The sequence below is a fragment of the Tenacibaculum halocynthiae genome (genome assembly GCF_964512825.1).
Taxonomy (GTDB): Bacteria; Bacteroidota; Bacteroidia; order Flavobacteriales; family Flavobacteriaceae; genus Polaribacter; species Polaribacter halocynthiae.
This window is the reverse complement of sequence record NZ_CAZELG010000039.1, coordinates 53488-69930: the sequence shown is the minus strand read 5'-3', so window position 1 is coordinate 69930 and position 16443 is coordinate 53488. Positions and strand designations below refer to the sequence as shown.

The 16443-nt window shown below is 29.6% G+C and carries 21 protein-coding genes; 18 read left to right on the top strand and 3 right to left on the bottom strand.

Annotated elements, in window-relative coordinates; genetic code table 11:
• The first annotated feature begins 294 nt into the window (after positions 1 to 294).
• The 13 genes from ACKTTQ_RS14860 to ACKTTQ_RS14800 all read left to right on the top strand — a co-directional run bounded on the left by ACKTTQ_RS14860 (position 295) and on the right by ACKTTQ_RS14800 (position 8334).
• On the top strand, positions 295 to 630 hold the full coding sequence (locus tag ACKTTQ_RS14860) for a hypothetical protein (protein WP_408049675.1): 336 nt from the start codon (positions 295 to 297) through the stop codon (positions 628 to 630).
• Between the two features lie 188 nt (positions 631 to 818).
• Positions 819 to 1361 carry a hypothetical protein gene (locus tag ACKTTQ_RS14855; protein WP_408049674.1) on the top strand — a complete coding sequence of 181 codons (543 nt, stop codon included), beginning with the start codon at positions 819 to 821 and terminating at the stop codon, positions 1359 to 1361.
• 161 nt (positions 1362 to 1522) lie between these two features.
• Entirely contained in the window at positions 1523 to 1996 is a 474-nt protein-coding gene (locus ACKTTQ_RS14850; RefSeq protein WP_408049673.1) for a GNAT family N-acetyltransferase, read from the top strand.
• A 140-nt stretch (positions 1997 to 2136) separates the two neighbouring features.
• A complete protein-coding gene (locus ACKTTQ_RS14845; RefSeq protein WP_408049672.1) occupies positions 2137 to 2790 on the top strand; it encodes a hypothetical protein in 654 nt (217 codons plus the stop codon).
• 134 nt (positions 2791 to 2924) lie between these two features.
• A complete protein-coding gene (locus ACKTTQ_RS14840; protein WP_239794808.1) occupies positions 2925 to 3179 on the top strand; it encodes a hypothetical protein in 255 nt (84 codons plus the stop codon).
• A complete protein-coding gene (locus ACKTTQ_RS14835) occupies positions 3172 to 3576 on the top strand; it encodes a hypothetical protein (protein WP_408049671.1) in 405 nt (134 codons plus the stop codon). Before ACKTTQ_RS14840 ends, ACKTTQ_RS14835 begins: the two co-directional genes overlap by 8 nt.
• A gap of 187 nt (positions 3577 to 3763) precedes the next feature.
• Entirely contained in the window at positions 3764 to 4135 is a 372-nt protein-coding gene (locus tag ACKTTQ_RS14830) for a transposase (RefSeq protein ID WP_408049670.1), read from the top strand.
• The gene (locus tag ACKTTQ_RS14825; RefSeq protein ID WP_408049676.1) at positions 4135 to 4986 is read left to right on the top strand and encodes an IS3 family transposase; all 852 of its coding nucleotides are present in this window, start codon (positions 4135 to 4137) and stop codon (positions 4984 to 4986) included. Before ACKTTQ_RS14830 ends, ACKTTQ_RS14825 begins: the two co-directional genes overlap by 1 nt.
• 59 nt (positions 4987 to 5045) lie before the next feature.
• Positions 5046 to 6137, top strand: coding sequence for a DUF4272 domain-containing protein (locus tag ACKTTQ_RS14820; protein ID WP_408049669.1), 1092 nt, complete (start codon positions 5046 to 5048; stop codon positions 6135 to 6137).
• Positions 6138 to 6295: 158 nt separating this feature from the next.
• Positions 6296 to 6493: a hypothetical protein gene (locus ACKTTQ_RS14815; RefSeq protein WP_408049668.1), complete on the top strand. Its 198-nt coding sequence runs from the start codon at positions 6296 to 6298 to the stop codon at positions 6491 to 6493.
• 77 nt (positions 6494 to 6570) lie between these two features.
• A complete protein-coding gene (locus ACKTTQ_RS14810; protein ID WP_408049667.1) occupies positions 6571 to 6717 on the top strand; it encodes a hypothetical protein in 147 nt (48 codons plus the stop codon).
• A 181-nt stretch (positions 6718 to 6898) separates the two neighbouring features.
• Complete coding sequence (locus ACKTTQ_RS14805; RefSeq protein ID WP_408049666.1) at positions 6899 to 7573, top strand: DUF4386 domain-containing protein; 675 nt, start codon at positions 6899 to 6901, stop codon at positions 7571 to 7573.
• Between the two features lie 344 nt (positions 7574 to 7917).
• Positions 7918 to 8334: a hypothetical protein gene (locus ACKTTQ_RS14800; protein ID WP_408049665.1), complete on the top strand. Its 417-nt coding sequence runs from the start codon at positions 7918 to 7920 to the stop codon at positions 8332 to 8334.
• Between the two features lie 12 nt (positions 8335 to 8346).
• Here ACKTTQ_RS14800 and ACKTTQ_RS14795 read toward each other — a convergent pair whose 3' ends face one another.
• On the bottom strand, positions 8347 to 8598 hold the full coding sequence (locus ACKTTQ_RS14795) for a hypothetical protein (RefSeq protein WP_408049664.1): 252 nt from the start codon (positions 8596 to 8598) through the stop codon (positions 8347 to 8349).
• On the opposite strand from ACKTTQ_RS14795, the gene ACKTTQ_RS14790 reads away from it, so the two are divergent.
• Positions 8592 to 8990 (top strand): hypothetical protein, encoded by a 399-nt coding sequence (locus ACKTTQ_RS14790; RefSeq protein ID WP_408049663.1) that lies wholly within the window; start codon positions 8592 to 8594, stop codon positions 8988 to 8990. The two genes, ACKTTQ_RS14795 and ACKTTQ_RS14790, sit on opposite strands and share 7 nt — an antisense overlap.
• Positions 8991 to 8995: 5 nt before the next feature.
• On the opposite strand, the gene recR is transcribed toward ACKTTQ_RS14790, so the two are convergent.
• Complete coding sequence (gene recR, locus ACKTTQ_RS14785) at positions 8996 to 9613, bottom strand: recombination mediator RecR (RefSeq protein ID WP_093871798.1); 618 nt, start codon at positions 9611 to 9613, stop codon at positions 8996 to 8998.
• A 93-nt stretch (positions 9614 to 9706) separates the two neighbouring features.
• On the opposite strand from recR, the gene ACKTTQ_RS14780 reads away from it, so the two are divergent.
• From ACKTTQ_RS14780 to ACKTTQ_RS14765, 4 genes are all read left to right on the top strand, one after another.
• Positions 9707 to 11170, top strand: a complete 1464-nt coding sequence (locus tag ACKTTQ_RS14780) for an aminoacyl-histidine dipeptidase (protein WP_408049662.1) — start codon at positions 9707 to 9709, stop codon at positions 11168 to 11170.
• Positions 11171 to 11236: 66 nt separating this feature from the next.
• A complete protein-coding gene (locus ACKTTQ_RS14775; protein WP_093871800.1) occupies positions 11237 to 11821 on the top strand; it encodes an acyl carrier protein phosphodiesterase in 585 nt (194 codons plus the stop codon).
• Positions 11822 to 13510 (top strand): gamma-glutamyltransferase, encoded by a 1689-nt coding sequence (gene ggt / locus ACKTTQ_RS14770; protein WP_408049661.1) that lies wholly within the window; start codon positions 11822 to 11824, stop codon positions 13508 to 13510. It begins immediately after the preceding gene.
• A 7-nt stretch (positions 13511 to 13517) separates the two neighbouring features.
• The gene (locus ACKTTQ_RS14765) at positions 13518 to 14390 is read left to right on the top strand and encodes an MBL fold metallo-hydrolase (protein ID WP_408049660.1); all 873 of its coding nucleotides are present in this window, start codon (positions 13518 to 13520) and stop codon (positions 14388 to 14390) included.
• Positions 14391 to 14637: 247 nt separating this feature from the next.
• Here ACKTTQ_RS14765 and ACKTTQ_RS14760 read toward each other — a convergent pair whose 3' ends face one another.
• Entirely contained in the window at positions 14638 to 16407 is a 1770-nt protein-coding gene (locus ACKTTQ_RS14760; protein ID WP_408049659.1) for an FAD-binding oxidoreductase, read from the bottom strand.
• Positions 16408 to 16443: the final 36 nt, after the last annotated feature.

Genomic DNA, 16443 nt, shown 5'->3' with positions numbered 1-16443 from the left:
GCATGTATAATAACCTTAATCCTCTCTTTTGTGCTTTCTGGTTTAGTACTTAAATTTACTACTTTGTAAACTTAAGACGTGTATAATTAATTGCTTTGGCAAGTGCTTATTTGGATGGGTTTAAGTGCGACTTTATTAATTGGAACAATCATTCAGATTGTCAAACTTATTAAAGAACAAAAAAATCTGACTAAATTTAGAATCGTCAAATCTATAGTTTTCGGACTTTTATTTGTTCTGACTTTTTTCAGACATATACCAAACGATGTAATTGAAAAAGTTGATTGGACACTTTTGAAAGGAAAACGGACTGAAATCGTTGCGAAAATAAAAAGTGGCGAATTAATAGCCAATGGAAAAAACAATAATGGAATTTGTGAATTGCCTTTCGAATTCCCAATCGTATCGAATGGCGGAAATGACGTTTGGATTATCAGAAATAAAGAAAACGATAAGTTAACTGTTCGATTTTTTGTGTTTAGAAACTTCTTTGATTCACCTTCCACGAAGTTTGTATTTACCGAAGACGAAAAAACTATTGAGGCATTTGAAAAACGAATTAAGGAAAAGCCCGAAAATAATTGGAAATTGGACGATAATTGGTACCGAATTTATGGAGATGTATACTAAAAAATAACGTGCTACAACACCATGTATAATTCATTGCTAGTTCTAGCCTACTTACGAAAATCCTCGCAGATTTTCTATTCGGTTTGTATTTGCTAAATTAGTTACTGAAACACGCAACGAAATCATACACAACAACGTTGACAGTAATTTGAACGACAACCCAAATAATAACATTTTCAAGTGAATTTATGACAGAAAACGAAATTAAAATTCTATCCTTTATTATACCTGGATTAGTCGCAATTATAGGAAACTACATATTCTACCTACTGATTAAAAATAGAGTTGATAAACAAATTGAAAATTATAAAATTTCATATTCAGGAGTATTTAAAGAAAAAATTGAAATCCATAAAAATCTTCTGAAAATGATTTTTAACCTGAAAAGAGATGTTCAACAATATCAGTATTTTGACAACGATGAATCTTTTAATAAAATACGAACAGATTTTAATAACTACATTGAATATTATTTAGTAAATCAACCTTTCATAAAAGAGGAGATAATAAAAGAATTAAAACAAATGACTTCTGAACTACAGGAGTGTTTTGAGGCTTTTTCACTTTATAAAGTTTCACAGAATAATCCGGGATTAAGTAAAGAAACGTACAATGAAAACACTAAAAAATATATTGACGCTGGAAATAAAATAAAACGGAATGAACCTTTTAAATATATAGAAGAGAAAATATTGAAAGAAATGAAAGCAGATTTAAAAATTGAAAAATAAAAAATACTGCCAACACCATATATAAAAAATTGCTGGTTTTGGCTAAATTTAAAGGTCGTTGCTTGTTTTGTAACGTCTGATTTTCCTTCGGAAAATCCTCGCACACAAAACCGCAACTTTCCATATACAATCACGTTGGCATTAATTAAGAAAAAACTGAATTGAAAATTAGAGAAACATATAGAAATGATTATACCATTTCAACTGACAAGAATAAATTAGATGTTCTGAGCATCCACAAATTCCTTTCAAACGAAACTGATTGGGCTAACGGAATTCCAATCAATACTTTGAAAACATCAATTGAAAACTCTTTGAATTTTGGGCTTTATTACGAAAACAAACAAATTGGTTTTGCTAGAATAATTTCAGACTATTCAACTATTGCATATTTAGGAGATGTTTATATTCTAAATGAATATAGAGGAAAAGGATTAAGTAAATGGCTGATGAATGAAATAATGGAACATCCAAATCTTCAGGGATTGAGACGTTGGATTTTATTGACTGATACAGCTGAATGGCTTTATAAAAAATTCGGATTTACGGAATTACCTAAACCTGAATTTTATATGGAAAAACATAATCCGAATGTATATAACGGAATAGAAAAAACTAATGCCAACAATGTATAAAAATAATTGCTCGATTTTGAGCTTAACCAAAGGTCGTTGCAAGTTTACTACGTCTGATTTTCCTGCGGAAAATCCTCGCACGTAAACCCGCAACTATTCTTATACGCCAACGTTAGCAAACATTAAAAACCGCATTGCACATGAAAATTTATAGAAAAGCTTTTACTGATTTGATAATTTATTTTACACTTTTTTTTCTGGTTAAATTAATTAGAGATTTTGTTCTTGTTTCTGATTTTTTTGGATCTGGGATAAGATATAAATTACGAGAATATATACTTTATTTATTTATAATATTATCTGTAGTTTATTCATACAATAAAAATAAACCAAACAAGAGTTCAATTTTTTACGGATTATTTGTTGGGTTTGTATTTTTATTAATGTTTGACAAGATTAATTATATAATTTTAATTTTGACTTTGTTTGGAGTCTTGATATTAAGTATTATTTACTACAGTATTATACAGAATCTTTCTAAAGGGACGGAAACTGATTTCAATGAGTTTTCAAAAATTGGTTTTTTGGAAAATGAAATAGATGAATCAATTTTTATAATAAATAATGAAATGGAGTTAGAAAGAAATGCATACAACATATTTAAACCTAAACTAGTTCAAAAAAAATTAGATGATAATGGTAGTATCATTTTAAATTATTCTAACGAACAAGAATTGAATTTTTGTGTTATAATTAGGGATACAAAATATGTTTTTATTAAACATAAAAAGAGATTAAAAAACTCACAACATGTAGATAAAAAGGTGTTCGAATTTCTTAATAACATTTGCTAACAAAACCTAAAAAACATTGCTTGCAGATTTTCCCTTTGGGAAAATATTCGCAAAAGTCGAAATTTAGGTGTTTTTACTAAATTAACAGCTAAAACTAAGCAACGTTTCTTAGCCGAACCGTTAGGCAACATTAGATGAAACTATATATTGACAAAATATCTGAATTAATTAAACCAAAAGAAATTCGACACGAAATTCATTCTTTTGATTCGGGTGCATTTATGGTTGATATTTGGATAAATAATGACTTTTATTGTATCCAACTTTTCGAAAAACAATTTGGGATTAGTAAAGTAACAGAAGAAACTGGTTTTAGCACGATTCCTGACAAAATATATACTGAATGGGAAAGTTTCAAAATTGAATTAGAAAAAGTGATTAATGAATAAACCTGATTTCTTATTCTTATTACTTGGAGCAAGTTATGCTTCATTCAAATTTGCTAAAGAATTTGTAAAAAATGACTTGAAATCTGAATTTAAATATGATTTAGAATTAAATATTTCTCAGGACAATCCTGAATTAAAAAAATTTGACATTTATCCCAAGGATAACGGAAAGAAATACTTTGACTTAACTGACAAAGAAGTTGTCGAAATTCTATGCCGAAATAATAAAGTCCCTGTTTGGATTGATATTGCAGTTTCGAAATCCGACAGAAAGAAAACAACATTTAGACTTTTATGTGCTGGTAGGTATTCTGATGATAAAAATGAATTTTATTATAAAGATTGCCTAACACTATATATAGCAAATAGGGCGATTGGTGTTTATTCGAAAGGTTAGTATCTATTTGCAAAGTCACCAAATCTTTTGATTTGGTATTGAAGAGAAAAATTAAAACATAATACAAAATATTTGGCTTGGGGCTAAACCGAAAATAATCGCTTGTTTTCTACCCTACTTGCCATATATTTAACGTTGTATGCAATTTTGACCCGTCCTGAAATAAGGCTACATAATTTTAAACATTATGTATAGAAATGACAAAGTCATTAGACGTTACAGTGAACCATTTAAATTAAAAATATTAGCCGAACTTACAATCGGAAAACACACAAAGAGCGAACTTTGTAAACTCTACTCCATTGCACCTACAACTGTAAACCAATGGATTAAAAAGTACAATCGTAAAGACTCAATGAACACCAGAATAAAAGTGGAAACTAAAGACGAAATATCTAAAATCAAAGCACTTCAAAAAGAGATTGAACAGCTTAAAAAACTACTACTTAAAAAGGATCTCGATGCTATGGTAATGGATTCTTACCTTGAAGTAGCAGCTGAAGACCTTGGTTACAAATCAGTTAATGAGCTAAAAAAAAAGCTAAGTATAAAGCCCTAATTAAAGCTAAAGAAAAAGCTAAGAGGTTTGCTTCCTTAACTACTATAACACATTGTTTTGGGCTTAAACGTGATGCGTATTACAAATACAAATCTAGAGCTGATAAACGTTTAGAACTCGAGAAACAGATTATAAAAATAGTTAGAAAAAGACGCAAATCTCTTCCTAGAGAAGGCGTACGCAAACTTGTAAAATCACTAGATGTAGATTTTAATAAAGGGAATATTAAAGTTGGTAGAGACACTTTATTTAATGTGCTTAGAAAGAATCAGATGCTAACACTTAGAAAGAAAACAAGTGCTAGAACTACAAATTCATATCATCGTTTTTATAAATATAATAACATCATAAAAGACTTAGATGTTACTAAAGCTAACCAAGTTTGGGTCTCTGATATAACATACATTAGAACCCTAAAAGGATTTTGTTACCTAGCCTTAATAACTGATATGCATTCAAGGAAAATAGTGGGGTATGACCTTAGTGACAGCCTGGAATTAAAAGGATGTGTAAGAGCTCTTAATAAGGCTATTTATCAAGCTAAAAATATTAAACAACTTATTCATCATTCAGACAGAGGTATACAATATTGCAGTAATGTATACACGCAAATATTAAAAAGAAAAAAAATAGATATTAGTATGACCCAAGAAAATCATTGTTATGAAAATGCCATGGCAGAACGTGTAAACGGGATACTAAAAGACGAGTTTTATCTCGATCAAACCTTTGATAACGTAACACATGCAAAGAAAGCTACAAAAAATGCAATTAATTTATACAATGAAGTAAGATTACATTTATCTTTAGACTTTAAAACTCCAAATATGGTATATAAATTATCAGCGTAAATTCAATTTTAACCTGTAGCCATATTTCTGGACGAGACATTAAAACAAAAAATAACATTATGAGCTTTTTTAAAAAACTCTTCGGAATAAAAAACAAACAAAATAAGACTGTTGATTTAGAAACTGTTCTAAAAAGTGATAATAAACCAGAAATATTGTTTGAATCTAGAGTTAGACTAGTAGTTGGTGGAGATAAAGAGTTAAATACTGAAAACGCTTTTAAAGCACTGGGAATTTATGATCAAAATATTAAAAGTCTTATTTTGGAAAATTATGTTTGGCAAAGTTATAACGATTTAGATGGTGATTTTAATTGTACAATGAAACTTATTCGTTTAGACGTTCAAGAAAAATACAAACCTGAAATTGACGGTGAAACCGCCATAATTAAATTGTTCAATCACTTGGAATCGTTAGATCCTGAAGAAAACCAAGAGAAAGAAATAGTTAAAAATCATCCAGATTTAGAAAAATTTAAGCAAGTGCCTTGGATGACAAATTTGAGACTAAATAACGTATCTATTTGCCTTAATGCAGGTTTTAGACCATCTAATTCTCTTCCAACTGAATTTAAAAGACAATTACGTCCATCAATTGAAATTGCTCAAAGATTAAATGCCATCAAGGCATTAGTACTCTGGTTAATGGTTCCTCAAGAAAACCTAGATAGCGATACAATTCTTAATTTCATTGAAAAAAATGACCTTAAGAACTTTATGAGTGAAGAAGAAAAAGAAATTCTCAATACGTCAAGAGATGACGAGCAAGCTAGAAACTCTATTGGTTGGAAATTTGAAAATGCTTGGGCATTAGCTTGGTATTTTGGGTATTCGGAACCCGAAATTACAGGGCAAATGATGTCTGGTGAGCAAATGCAAGAAATTTTACAAGACTTTAGTTGTCCATTAGATGAAAGTATTGAAAACTGGATAAAAAATAAACAGACTCTTTCAGAGGGTGAATTAATAAATAAAGAAGATTTGTTTTATTGTTTGCATAATGCAATCAGAAGTGCTCAATTTGGTAAAGAAACAGTTCCTATTGGTTTTGACCCTATGGGGGATGGTGGAGTAATTCACGAGCGAAGACATTCTTTAACTTGGATGTTATCTAAAGGAATAAATTGGGAAGAAACAGATTTAAGTACATAAAATAACTGTAACCAACAAAGAAATGTATAATTAATTACTTTCGGATTTATTCCTTCGGATAAATCTCGTAGACAATTAATTTCATTTATTTTAATTATTTTACGCTAAAATTGCGTTATAACTCTTATACTAGAACGTTAACTTTCATTAAGAAAAAAATGAATAAACTTAATTTAGTTTTAAAAGTGTTTAAAGATGAATTCTCTATTGAATATGAAAAAATTATATATTCAAATTCTACTTTTATTGAACCTGTAATTGATGGAAATAATCTAACTACTGAAAGTACAAACCGTAAAGGGATAGTTGTATGGAATGAAGTAAAAAAACTATTAGCAAATCAGGTCAATTTTTAATTTTAACTTGTGTTTGTGGAATTGCTGACGACGGAGGATTTGATTTAGTAGACGTAAAAAGAAAAGAAAAATCAGTATTGTGGAAATTCAAGGATGAATCTAATTGGATATGGGAGTTTGATAAAAAAGAATACGATTTGGAGATTAATAGACTAAAAAAGGAAATCACAGAATTGAGTGTTGAAATTACTCTTGAACCAGAAAATGTTATATTTCCTGAGTAAATAAAAAATTTGTATTAAACTGCTAAATGGGAAATTTAGTTTCTTTTAATCCCATACTAACCATAACCGACACGTTGTGTGCAATTAAAAAAATATAAAAGCCAGACAACCATTTACGAAAAATTTACGTCTTTATATTTAGAGGCTATCTCTAAATATAAAACTAATCAAAAAACTATACATGAATTCAAATAAAAAAACAGGTAGAATTACTGGTGTATTATTATTATTCGTTTTTATTTCTGGCATCATAATTTTTCAATTCTTACAAGGACCAATACTTTTTTCAGATAATTTTCTTACTTCCACTTCAGAAAACTCAAATCAAATTATAAGTTCTGTTGTTCTTGGAATATTTAGCGGAATAGTATCTATAGTTGTCGCAATAGTACTATTACCAATTTTTAAAAAACATAATATGCTTTTAGCTTATTTATACTTTGCTTTTTGTATTTTAAACTTTATTGCCATTATGATTGATAATGTAAGTGTCATATCAATGTTGGAATTGAGTAAAGAATATGTCGGTAACGAAAGTAATAATTCCTTAAACATTTTGGAGACTCTCATTTATAAGAAACATTTTTGGACACACTATTTTTATCTATTAATTTCTTGCTTTCCAGTTTTTGTATTGTACTATATGTTTTTTTTATCAAAACTTCTCCCAAGGATAATTTCTATTTTTGGTATAATTGCTGTAATTCTTATGTTCATTGAGGAGTTATCATCAATTTTCGGACATAGTATAAGCATGAATATGCTTTTACCAATTGGAATAATTCAACTAATTCTTCCATTTTGGTTAATTTTCAAAGGAATGAATTCATCAACGCTAAAAAATAAAATCATATAGCTTTATAAAATAAAAACTGAATACAGCATAGTAGATAACTCATTGCGTATGAAATTCCGAAAGGGATTTCTTCGGTACATAACAATGGGGTTTCTCATTATTTACTATCTTAGTCTAAACGTAACCAATACCATACACAAATTCGTTAGCTGCAAGCACAAAAAACAAATTATTTGAAAGGGAAAAAGACATATTTAAGAGGGAAATCTGTTTTTACAGTTTCTTTATTTGTAATTGGAATTACAACTCTGACCGTTTACTTGACTGGAGAAAATTATAATCGAACAATTACTTCGAATCTATACCTATCATTATCTATAATAGGAACTTCACTTTTCCTCTTTATGACATACGGGCTTTACAAAGGGATTGAATTAAGAAATGACTTTCCTAAATTTAAGAAGTTTAAAACTGGAGATATATTCTCATCCACTGGTGAATTTCCAGACTGGGATGATATACCAAGTATTGATACTGATGATTTTATTAGTGGATTTATTATATCTGTCTTACTTTGGATTGGAATGACTATAATATTTTTCTTTCTTTTAATCATACTAGAAGCTGTATTTTGGATTTCTATTTTTATAATATTAGCAATGTTATATTGGATATTCTTTAGAGCTTTAAAGTTTGTGTTTTCAAAATTTAAGGAAACAAAAGGAAAACTCGGAATTTCGGCATTGTATTCATTGAATTACACATTATTATATTTAGGTTGGATATTTGGAATAGTATATCTGACAGAAATATTGAGATAAAAAAACCAGTGGCTAACAATGGTAATATTCAATACACGTTTTGATGTTTAACCCTAAGTTTATTGTATTTTTATAATGTCCACCAAATCTTTTTAGATTACCCGTTAGAGAAATATGAAATAAATTTGACTTTAGAGCAGAAAAAACAAAATGAAAATTTTTGGCTAAGTGCTTAATCGGTAATTCAGGAATTTTAATTCCTATACTAACCATAGCTGTAGCATTTTGTGCAAGTATAGATAATAAAAAAATAAAAATTGACACTCAGGAACCTTATAAATAAAGCTGGATTAAATCCACAAAAACTCTTCCTAATTGACGGACTTGGAGCAATTTTATCAGCTTTTTTACTGGGAGTTGTACTTACTAGATTTGAGCAAGTGTTTGGAATTCCTTCTAAAACACTATACTTCCTAGCTATAATACCAATCTTTTTTGCGATATACGATTTATATAGTTATCAGAAAAAACATCAAAAGGTTGGGCTATTATTAAAAGGAATAGCAATACTGAATTTAATATATTGTTTAATATCAGTAGCTCTAATAGGTCTTCATTTAAATACGATTACGATTTTCGGTTGTATATATTTCTTAATCGAAATAGTAATAGTATTAATCCTTATGTCAATTGAATTTAAAGTTGCAAAAAAATGAAAACCCTAACTCTTTAAAGATTGCGCAAAAGGTATACGGTTAACAATACTTCTCCCTAGGGTAATTTCATCTGCAAACTCTAATTCATCACCCACTGAAATACCTCTTGCAATTGTTGATGTTTTAATAGCATACTTTTCAATTTGTTTATAAATATAAAAGTTTGTAGTATCTCCTTCCATCGTAGAACTTAATGCAAAAATAAGCTCTTTAATCTCTCCTTCTTTTACTTTTTCAACTAACGATTCTATCTGTAAATTTTGAGGTCCTACTCCTTCAATAGGTGATATTTTACCTCCTAATACATGATACAAACCTCTATACTGAGCTGTATTTTCAATAGCCATAACATCTCTTATATCTTCAACAACACAAACAATTTCAGCATTTCTATTAGAACTTGCACAAATATCACACAAAACTGTATCTGAAATATTATGACATTTTCTACATGATTTTACATCATTTCTTAATGAGGCTAATGCTTCAGTTAAGTATTTAGTATTCTCAGTAGGTTGCTTTAATAAATGCAATACTAATCGTAAGGCAGTTCTTTTACCAATACCTGGTAATCTGCTTACTTCATTTACCGCATTTTCTAATAATTTTGAAGAAAAATCCATGTGGCAAATTTACAATTTTTCAACGATGCTTCACCATCTTATTTCACATTAAAAACCTATCTTCGTGCTTTAAAACTAAACAAATAATTCACAATGAATTCAGAGATAAGAAACTTAGAACCTAAAACTGTTTGGAATCATTTTTCTGATCTAAACGCTGTACCACGTCCTTCTAAAAAAGAAGAAAGAGTAATTCAATTTATGGTTGATTTTGGGAAGAAATTAAACCTTGAAACCATGGTTGATAATGTAGGTAATGTAATTATTCGTAAACCTGCTTCTGCTGGAATGGAAAATAGAAAAACAATCGTTATGCAAAGCCATTTAGATATGGTTCATCAAAAAAATGCAGATACTGTTTTCGATTTCGATACTGAAGGTATAAAAATGATTGTTGAAGGTGACTGGGTAAAAGCTGACGGAACTACATTAGGTGCTGATAATGGATTAGGTGTTGCTTCAATTATGGCTGTTTTATCTTCTTCAGATATTGCTCACCCTGCAATTGAAGCTTTATTTACCATTGATGAAGAAACTGGAATGACAGGTGCAATGGGACTTGAAGGTGGTATTTTAAAAGGTGAAATATTATTAAACTTAGATACCGAGGAAGACGATGAAATTGGTATGGGATGTGCTGGTGGTGTAGACATCACTGCTAGAAGAAACTATACTGAAGAAGCTACTCCTGAAAACACAACATCTTTTGAAATTTCTGTTACTGGTTTAAATGGTGGTCATTCAGGAATGGATATTCATAAAGGTTTAGGAAATGCTAATAAAATAATGAATAGATTATTATTTGATGGCTTTACAAACTTTGGCTTACGTGTATCTGAAATTAACGGTGGTAGTTTACGCAATGCTATTCCTCGTGAAAGTTTTGCTACTGTTGTAATTGACAGTGTTTCAAAAGAACCGTTTTTATATGAATTAAACGAACTTATTAATAATATTAAAGCTGAATTTTCTAGTTTAGAGAAAAACCTTTCTATTGAATTAAAAGAAGTGACTTCTCCTAAAAACGTTATGGATTTAGGAGTACAAGAAGGACTTATTAAATCAGTATATGCTTCTTTAAATGGTGTATACAGAATGAGTCCAGATATAGAAAACTTAGTAGAAACATCAAATAATGTAGCTCGTGTTATTGTAAAAGATGGGGCTATTAAAATTGGATGTTTAACACGTTCTTCCTCAGAAACTAATAAATGGGATTTAGCAAACTCTTTACGTGCTACTTTTGAACTTGCAGGTTTTGATGTTGAACTTTCTGGTTCTTACCCTGGATGGTTGCCAAATGTTAATTCTGAAATATTAAAAATAGTTACTGATTTATACATAAAACTACATAATGAGAAACCTCATGTGGCTGCTTGCCACGCTGGTTTAGAATGTGGTATTTTAGGTCAGAACTATCCTGAAATGGACATGGTTTCTTTTGGTCCTAATATAAGAGGTGCACACTCTCCAGATGAGCGCGCTCAAATTTCATCTACTCAAAAGTATTGGGCTTTTTTACTAGAAATATTAAAAAATATTCCTGCTAGAAATTAAATGTAAGAACATTTTTTATAAAGCCACAACTTTTATAGTTGTGGTTTTTTTGTTTACATTTATAAAATGAATTTTTTAGCTCATTTATACCTTTCAAATAATAAAAAAAACATCATGATTGGCAACTTTATAGCCGATCATATTCGAGGAAATAAATTTTCTCACTACACTGAAGAAATACAAAAAGGCATATTTTTACATCGTGAAATAGATACTTTTACTGATACTCATAAAATTGTTAGACAAAGTAAACGCAGACTTCATGAACGTTACGGACATTATGATGGTGTTATTATAGATATTTTTTACGATCACTTTTTAGCTATTAACTGGAAAAAATATTCACAAATACCTCTAAATATTTATGTGAAATCTGTCTATAATTTACTAGAAGAAAACATAGAAATTCTGCCTGAAAAAACACAAGAATTACTTCCTTATATGATTAAATATAATTGGTTATATAACTATCAATTCGCTAAGGGTATTCAAGAGGTTTTAAATGGAATGAATAAACGAACAAAAGGAAAATCTCAAATGAATTTAGCTTCAGAAGACTTGTTAATTAACTATCATTTATTTGAGGATGACTTCACCTTATTTTTTGAAGACTTACGAATTTTTTGCACAGAAAAATTAAAGACTATCTAAATGAAAAATTTATATATTTTAATTCTATTTATATTTATTACCAACTGTAAAACTACTATTAAAAAGGAAAATAAAATTGGCTTAATAACAAATAAAGCAATGGTAGTTTCTGCTAGGAAAGAAGCTTCTAAAATTGGTGTAGATATTTTAAAAAAAGGAGGTAATGCTTTCGATGCAATGGTTGCCACTGAGCTAGCCTTAGCTGTTTCTTATCCGTATGCAGGAAACATTGGAGGCGGTGGTTTTATGGTTTACAGGAAAAACACCGGTGAAATTGGCGCTCTAGATTATAGAGAAAAAGCCCCATTAGCTTCTGAAAGAGACATGTATTTAGATTCTTTAGGTGCAATTATTGAAAACAAAAGTACTTTAGGTGCTACTGCTGTAGGTGTACCAGGAACCGTTGCTGGTGTTTTTGAAGTTCATCGAAAATTTGGCTCTTTATCAATTAAAGAAATTATTCAACCCGTAATTGAATTAGCTAAAAATGGAGTTATTGTTACCGAAAAACAAGAAAAAAGACTTCAAAAGCATCGTTCTAACTTTTTTAAAGCTAATAAAGATAGTATTCATTTAACAAGAGAATGGAAAAAAGGAGATACTATAAAATATAACGCTTTGGCAGAAACTTTAACTAGAATTCAAAAAAATGGTAGAGATGAATTTTATAAAGGAGAAACTGCAAAAAAACTTGCTGCTTTTTTGCAAGAAAATGGTGGTTATATTACAGAAGAAGATTTAGCTAAATATGAAGCTAAATGGCGAACTCCAATTACTTTTCAGTATGATGATTTACGAATTATTTCAATGTCTCCACCTTCAAGTGGTGGAATTTGTTTAGCGCAAATCATGAATAGTATTGAACCTTATGATTTACATAACTTTGGACATAACTCAACTAAATCAATACAATTAATTACAGAAGCTGAACGAAGGGCATATGCCGACAGAAGTTATTTTTTAGGAGACCCAGATTTTGTTTCTATTCCACAAAAAGAGTTAATAAGTAAAAAATATGCAACTAAACGAATGAGTAACTTTTCATTTGAAAAACCTACTTCTTCCAAAGATATTTCACATGGTAACATTGAAATAATTGAAAGTAATGAAACCACTCATTACTCTATTGTTGATCAGTTTGGGAACGCTGTTTCTGTTACTACTACAATTAATGCTGGCTATGGATCTAAATTATATTGTTCAGAGCTAGGTTTTTTCTTGAACAATGAAATGGATGATTTTAGCAGCAAACCAGGTGTACCTAATATGTTTGGTTTGTTAGGAGCTGAAGCCAATAAAATTGTTCCTGAAAAGCGCATGTTAAGCTCTATGACACCTACTATCGTAGAAAAAAACGGAAATCTATTTATGGTCGTTGGAACTCCAGGAGGATCTACCATTATCACCTCAGTTTTACAAACTATTTTAAATGTTCATGAATATAAAATGGGAATGCAAGAAGCAGTAAATCAATCAAGATTTCATCATCAATGGTTTCCTGATGATATTAAAATGGAGCCAAATGGATTTTCAACTGAAGTTAAAAATAAATTACACCAAATTGGCTACAATTTAAATGAAAAAAACTCTCTTGTTATTGGAAAAGTAGATGCTATTTTAGTACTGCCTAACGGTAAATTAGAAGGAGGTGCTGATCAAAGAGGAGATGATAAAGCTGAAGGGTTTTAAAAAATGTATGATGAGAAAACAAAAGATTATTATACTTATTAATTTAATATTTGTTTTTGCTGCCTGCGGTGATTCAGAGAATTCATCTACTCCGCAACCTACCATAAAAGAAAACTGGTATACTACTACTAAAGTTACCAAAAACACATATAGTATTGCTGAACCCAAAAGTTCTCAGAGAAATGTAAGTTATTTAATAGTTGGAGATGAAAAAGCGATTATGTTTGACACTGGATCCGGAGAAAATTCAGGTCAAGATGGTACAAAAATGATTTACAAACTTAAAGAATTAACTTCCCTTCCTATTACTTTACTGCTTTCTCATTTTCATTTTGATCATAATCAAAATATAGGTGAGTTTAAAAAGGTAGCTTTTCCTGATGTACCCTTTTTAAAACAAAAGGTTATAAATGGTACATATAATTTTACTGCTGAAGATTTATTCATTGGTAATTACCCTAAAAACGTTACAGTTAATGAATGGTTACCAATTAAAACTGATATTGATTTAGGAAACAAAAAAATTCAAATTATAAATATTCCAGGGCATACTTCTGAATCAGTAGCTATTATTGATACCACAGATAAAATTGCTTTTCTAGGTGATTACTTATACAATGGGGAACTATTTTTATTTGATGTTGATGATATAAATAAATATAAAGAAAGTGTTGATTATTTACTTTCGATTTTAGATATCAATTACAGATTATTTGGTGCCCACGGTACTCCTGAAGTAAGTTTTAATAAACTAAAAGACCTTCAAGAATTTTTAAAATGTATTCAAGAAAGTATATGTACTGGGGTAAAAGAAAAGTATTCAGGATATAATACGCTCCTATATAAAAACAATGACTTATCTATTAGAATTTTTATATAACTAAAAATTAATCAGTTACTATCTTTCTAACATTCTACACTTATTAAAAAACTTCAATTCTAAAACAAGGATAGGAAGTACATAAAAAGGTGTAGCCTGTTTTATATTTAACTTTTAAGAGCCCCCTCAAAAGAATCAAAAACATTTTACAGTCCCCCGTACATTCCTATCCAAATTCAATAATATTTTTTTAACTTGTTTTAATAATTGTTTATGAAACTAGAAACATTAAAAAAACGGTTAATACTTATAAAATTGTTTTTCTTGATTTAAAAAGGCACTTTTTATCTTCACTATAATCTAATTTTATAGTCATTAACTTTTCATAATTATCTACAAAATAATTTTTAGTTGGAACTGAAGCGTCTTTAAAACTAATAAAAGAACCATCAGTTTCGTTTATTTTATAATCACGACATTCTTCCATCCAATCTAAAGCTCTGTTTGAATAGAATCGTGTTGGGATTACTTTGTCTAAAGTATAGGAGTCCATTTTACATTTACAATCGGTTTTACTTTGTGTAGGCATGTCCCACCATGTTTGATACTGAATCGTAAAAGCTCTATCTTGATATGGAAAAGCACACTTTAAAGCAGATCGACTTTTTGCTATACTAGTTTTATAAAAATTTCCCTGAATAGCACCCAAAGTAATATATGATGAAATATTTGTTTTCTCTATTCCCTGTAATAATGTTGACTGCAAAGAGCAAACTAACTGTTCTCTACTCTTTTTATTCCAGTCAGTAGTAGGCATTCTTGAAGTTATTTTATGTGGAGCAGGGCAATCGGTTTCTAAACTCAAACCATTTTCTTTTGCACTAACAGAATATCTATCCCATGATTCAAAAGTATAAGGATATCCATTAGTAACTCCTTTAATAAAAGTTGAAATATGTGCTTCATTAGTTAATTCATCAAATTTAACCTTTAACCCATCAATAACAGACATAGTCATTTCTAATTTTTCTTCTTTAGTAAAATCAGGGTCCTTTTCTATTAATTCAACTAAATACCCTCCCCATTCAATCATCATAATTTTCAGCTCTTTACGAGTACCTCCAAAATGTCCATTTAGCGTCCAATCCAAAACTGCATCTTTAGATACCTCATTTTTATATGAAACCTGTTTTGCAACAACTTTTAAGTTCGTTCCTATAAGTTGGTTATTTTTTCCTGGTGAAGTAATACTTTCCCATGCTTCAATAACTGCTGTTGCTTTTATTTTTTTGAATACAGCTAACATATCATAAGAAATATGAAAACTAGAAGCTATTTCAGGTAGTTCAAAAGGCTCAAAGAAAAACTCTGTTACAATTCCATAGCTTAATCCGCCTCCTCCACGAATTGCCCACAACAATCTACTACACATTCCTTCTGTATTAAAGTCGTTAACTTTTTCTTTATTATAAAAAGCGCTCGTTCCTAAATATTTCACAGTACCATTACCCAGAACAATGGTTGCTCCCATTAATCGTTCACATCCCATTCCATATTTACGAGTCCAAGGCCCCCAACCACCTCCCATCGTATACCCTGCGATGGCTACACTTTGACATGTTCCGTGTGGAATTCCTAAATGTTCTTTATCTAAAACTTCCTTTATATTTTTAAATTTTGCTCCTGGTTGAATACTTATTTGCCTCACCTCAACTTTATCTTGAGGGTAATTTTTTAAAGACACATCTGTTTTATTCATTAAAGCAAAATCAATTAATACTTTTTCTGTAGCTACACATTCACCTTCATGATCATGCCCTCCAGATTTTACTGTAATTTGTATATTATTATCCGTAGCATACTTTGTAGCAATAGCTACATGCTCAGTATTATATGGTTGAATAATTAAGGAAGGCATAAAATCAAACCTTCGATTAAAAACTTTTCTTAATTGATTATAAGAGTCTTCTTCTGAAGGGCTCCAAAAATTAGGTTTTAAAGGACAATCATCAAAAGCTTTTTTAAATTTTTCTATGACTTCTTGATTCTTATCTATTACATATACATCGTTTTCCATAAACTTGGGGGATAATTTGAGTTTTTTTAGTTAGTT

Coding starts and splice junctions, on each gene's coding strand:
- ACKTTQ_RS14775 (WP_093871800.1), top strand. CDS start 11,237: ATGAATTTTTTAGCTCATTTATACCTTTCAAATAATAAAAAAAACATC.
- ACKTTQ_RS14805 (WP_408049666.1), top strand. CDS start 6,899: ATGAATTCAAATAAAAAAACAGGTAGAATTACTGGTGTATTATTATTA.
- ACKTTQ_RS14760 (WP_408049659.1), bottom strand. CDS start 16,407: ATGGAAAACGATGTATATGTAATAGATAAGAATCAAGAAGTCATAGAA.
- ACKTTQ_RS14845 (WP_408049672.1), top strand. CDS start 2,137: ATGAAAATTTATAGAAAAGCTTTTACTGATTTGATAATTTATTTTACA.
- ggt (WP_408049661.1), top strand. CDS start 11,822: ATGAAAAATTTATATATTTTAATTCTATTTATATTTATTACCAACTGT.
- ACKTTQ_RS14815 (WP_408049668.1), top strand. CDS start 6,296: ATGAATAAACTTAATTTAGTTTTAAAAGTGTTTAAAGATGAATTCTCT.
- ACKTTQ_RS14820 (WP_408049669.1), top strand. CDS start 5,046: ATGAGCTTTTTTAAAAAACTCTTCGGAATAAAAAACAAACAAAATAAG.
- ACKTTQ_RS14830 (WP_408049670.1), top strand. CDS start 3,764: ATGTATAGAAATGACAAAGTCATTAGACGTTACAGTGAACCATTTAAA.
- ACKTTQ_RS14855 (WP_408049674.1), top strand. CDS start 819: ATGACAGAAAACGAAATTAAAATTCTATCCTTTATTATACCTGGATTA.
- ACKTTQ_RS14765 (WP_408049660.1), top strand. CDS start 13,518: ATGATGAGAAAACAAAAGATTATTATACTTATTAATTTAATATTTGTT.
- ACKTTQ_RS14840 (WP_239794808.1), top strand. CDS start 2,925: ATGAAACTATATATTGACAAAATATCTGAATTAATTAAACCAAAAGAA.
- recR (WP_093871798.1), bottom strand. CDS start 9,613: ATGGATTTTTCTTCAAAATTATTAGAAAATGCGGTAAATGAAGTAAGC.
- ACKTTQ_RS14835 (WP_408049671.1), top strand. CDS start 3,172: ATGAATAAACCTGATTTCTTATTCTTATTACTTGGAGCAAGTTATGCT.
- ACKTTQ_RS14800 (WP_408049665.1), top strand. CDS start 7,918: ATGACATACGGGCTTTACAAAGGGATTGAATTAAGAAATGACTTTCCT.
- ACKTTQ_RS14780 (WP_408049662.1), top strand. CDS start 9,707: ATGAATTCAGAGATAAGAAACTTAGAACCTAAAACTGTTTGGAATCAT.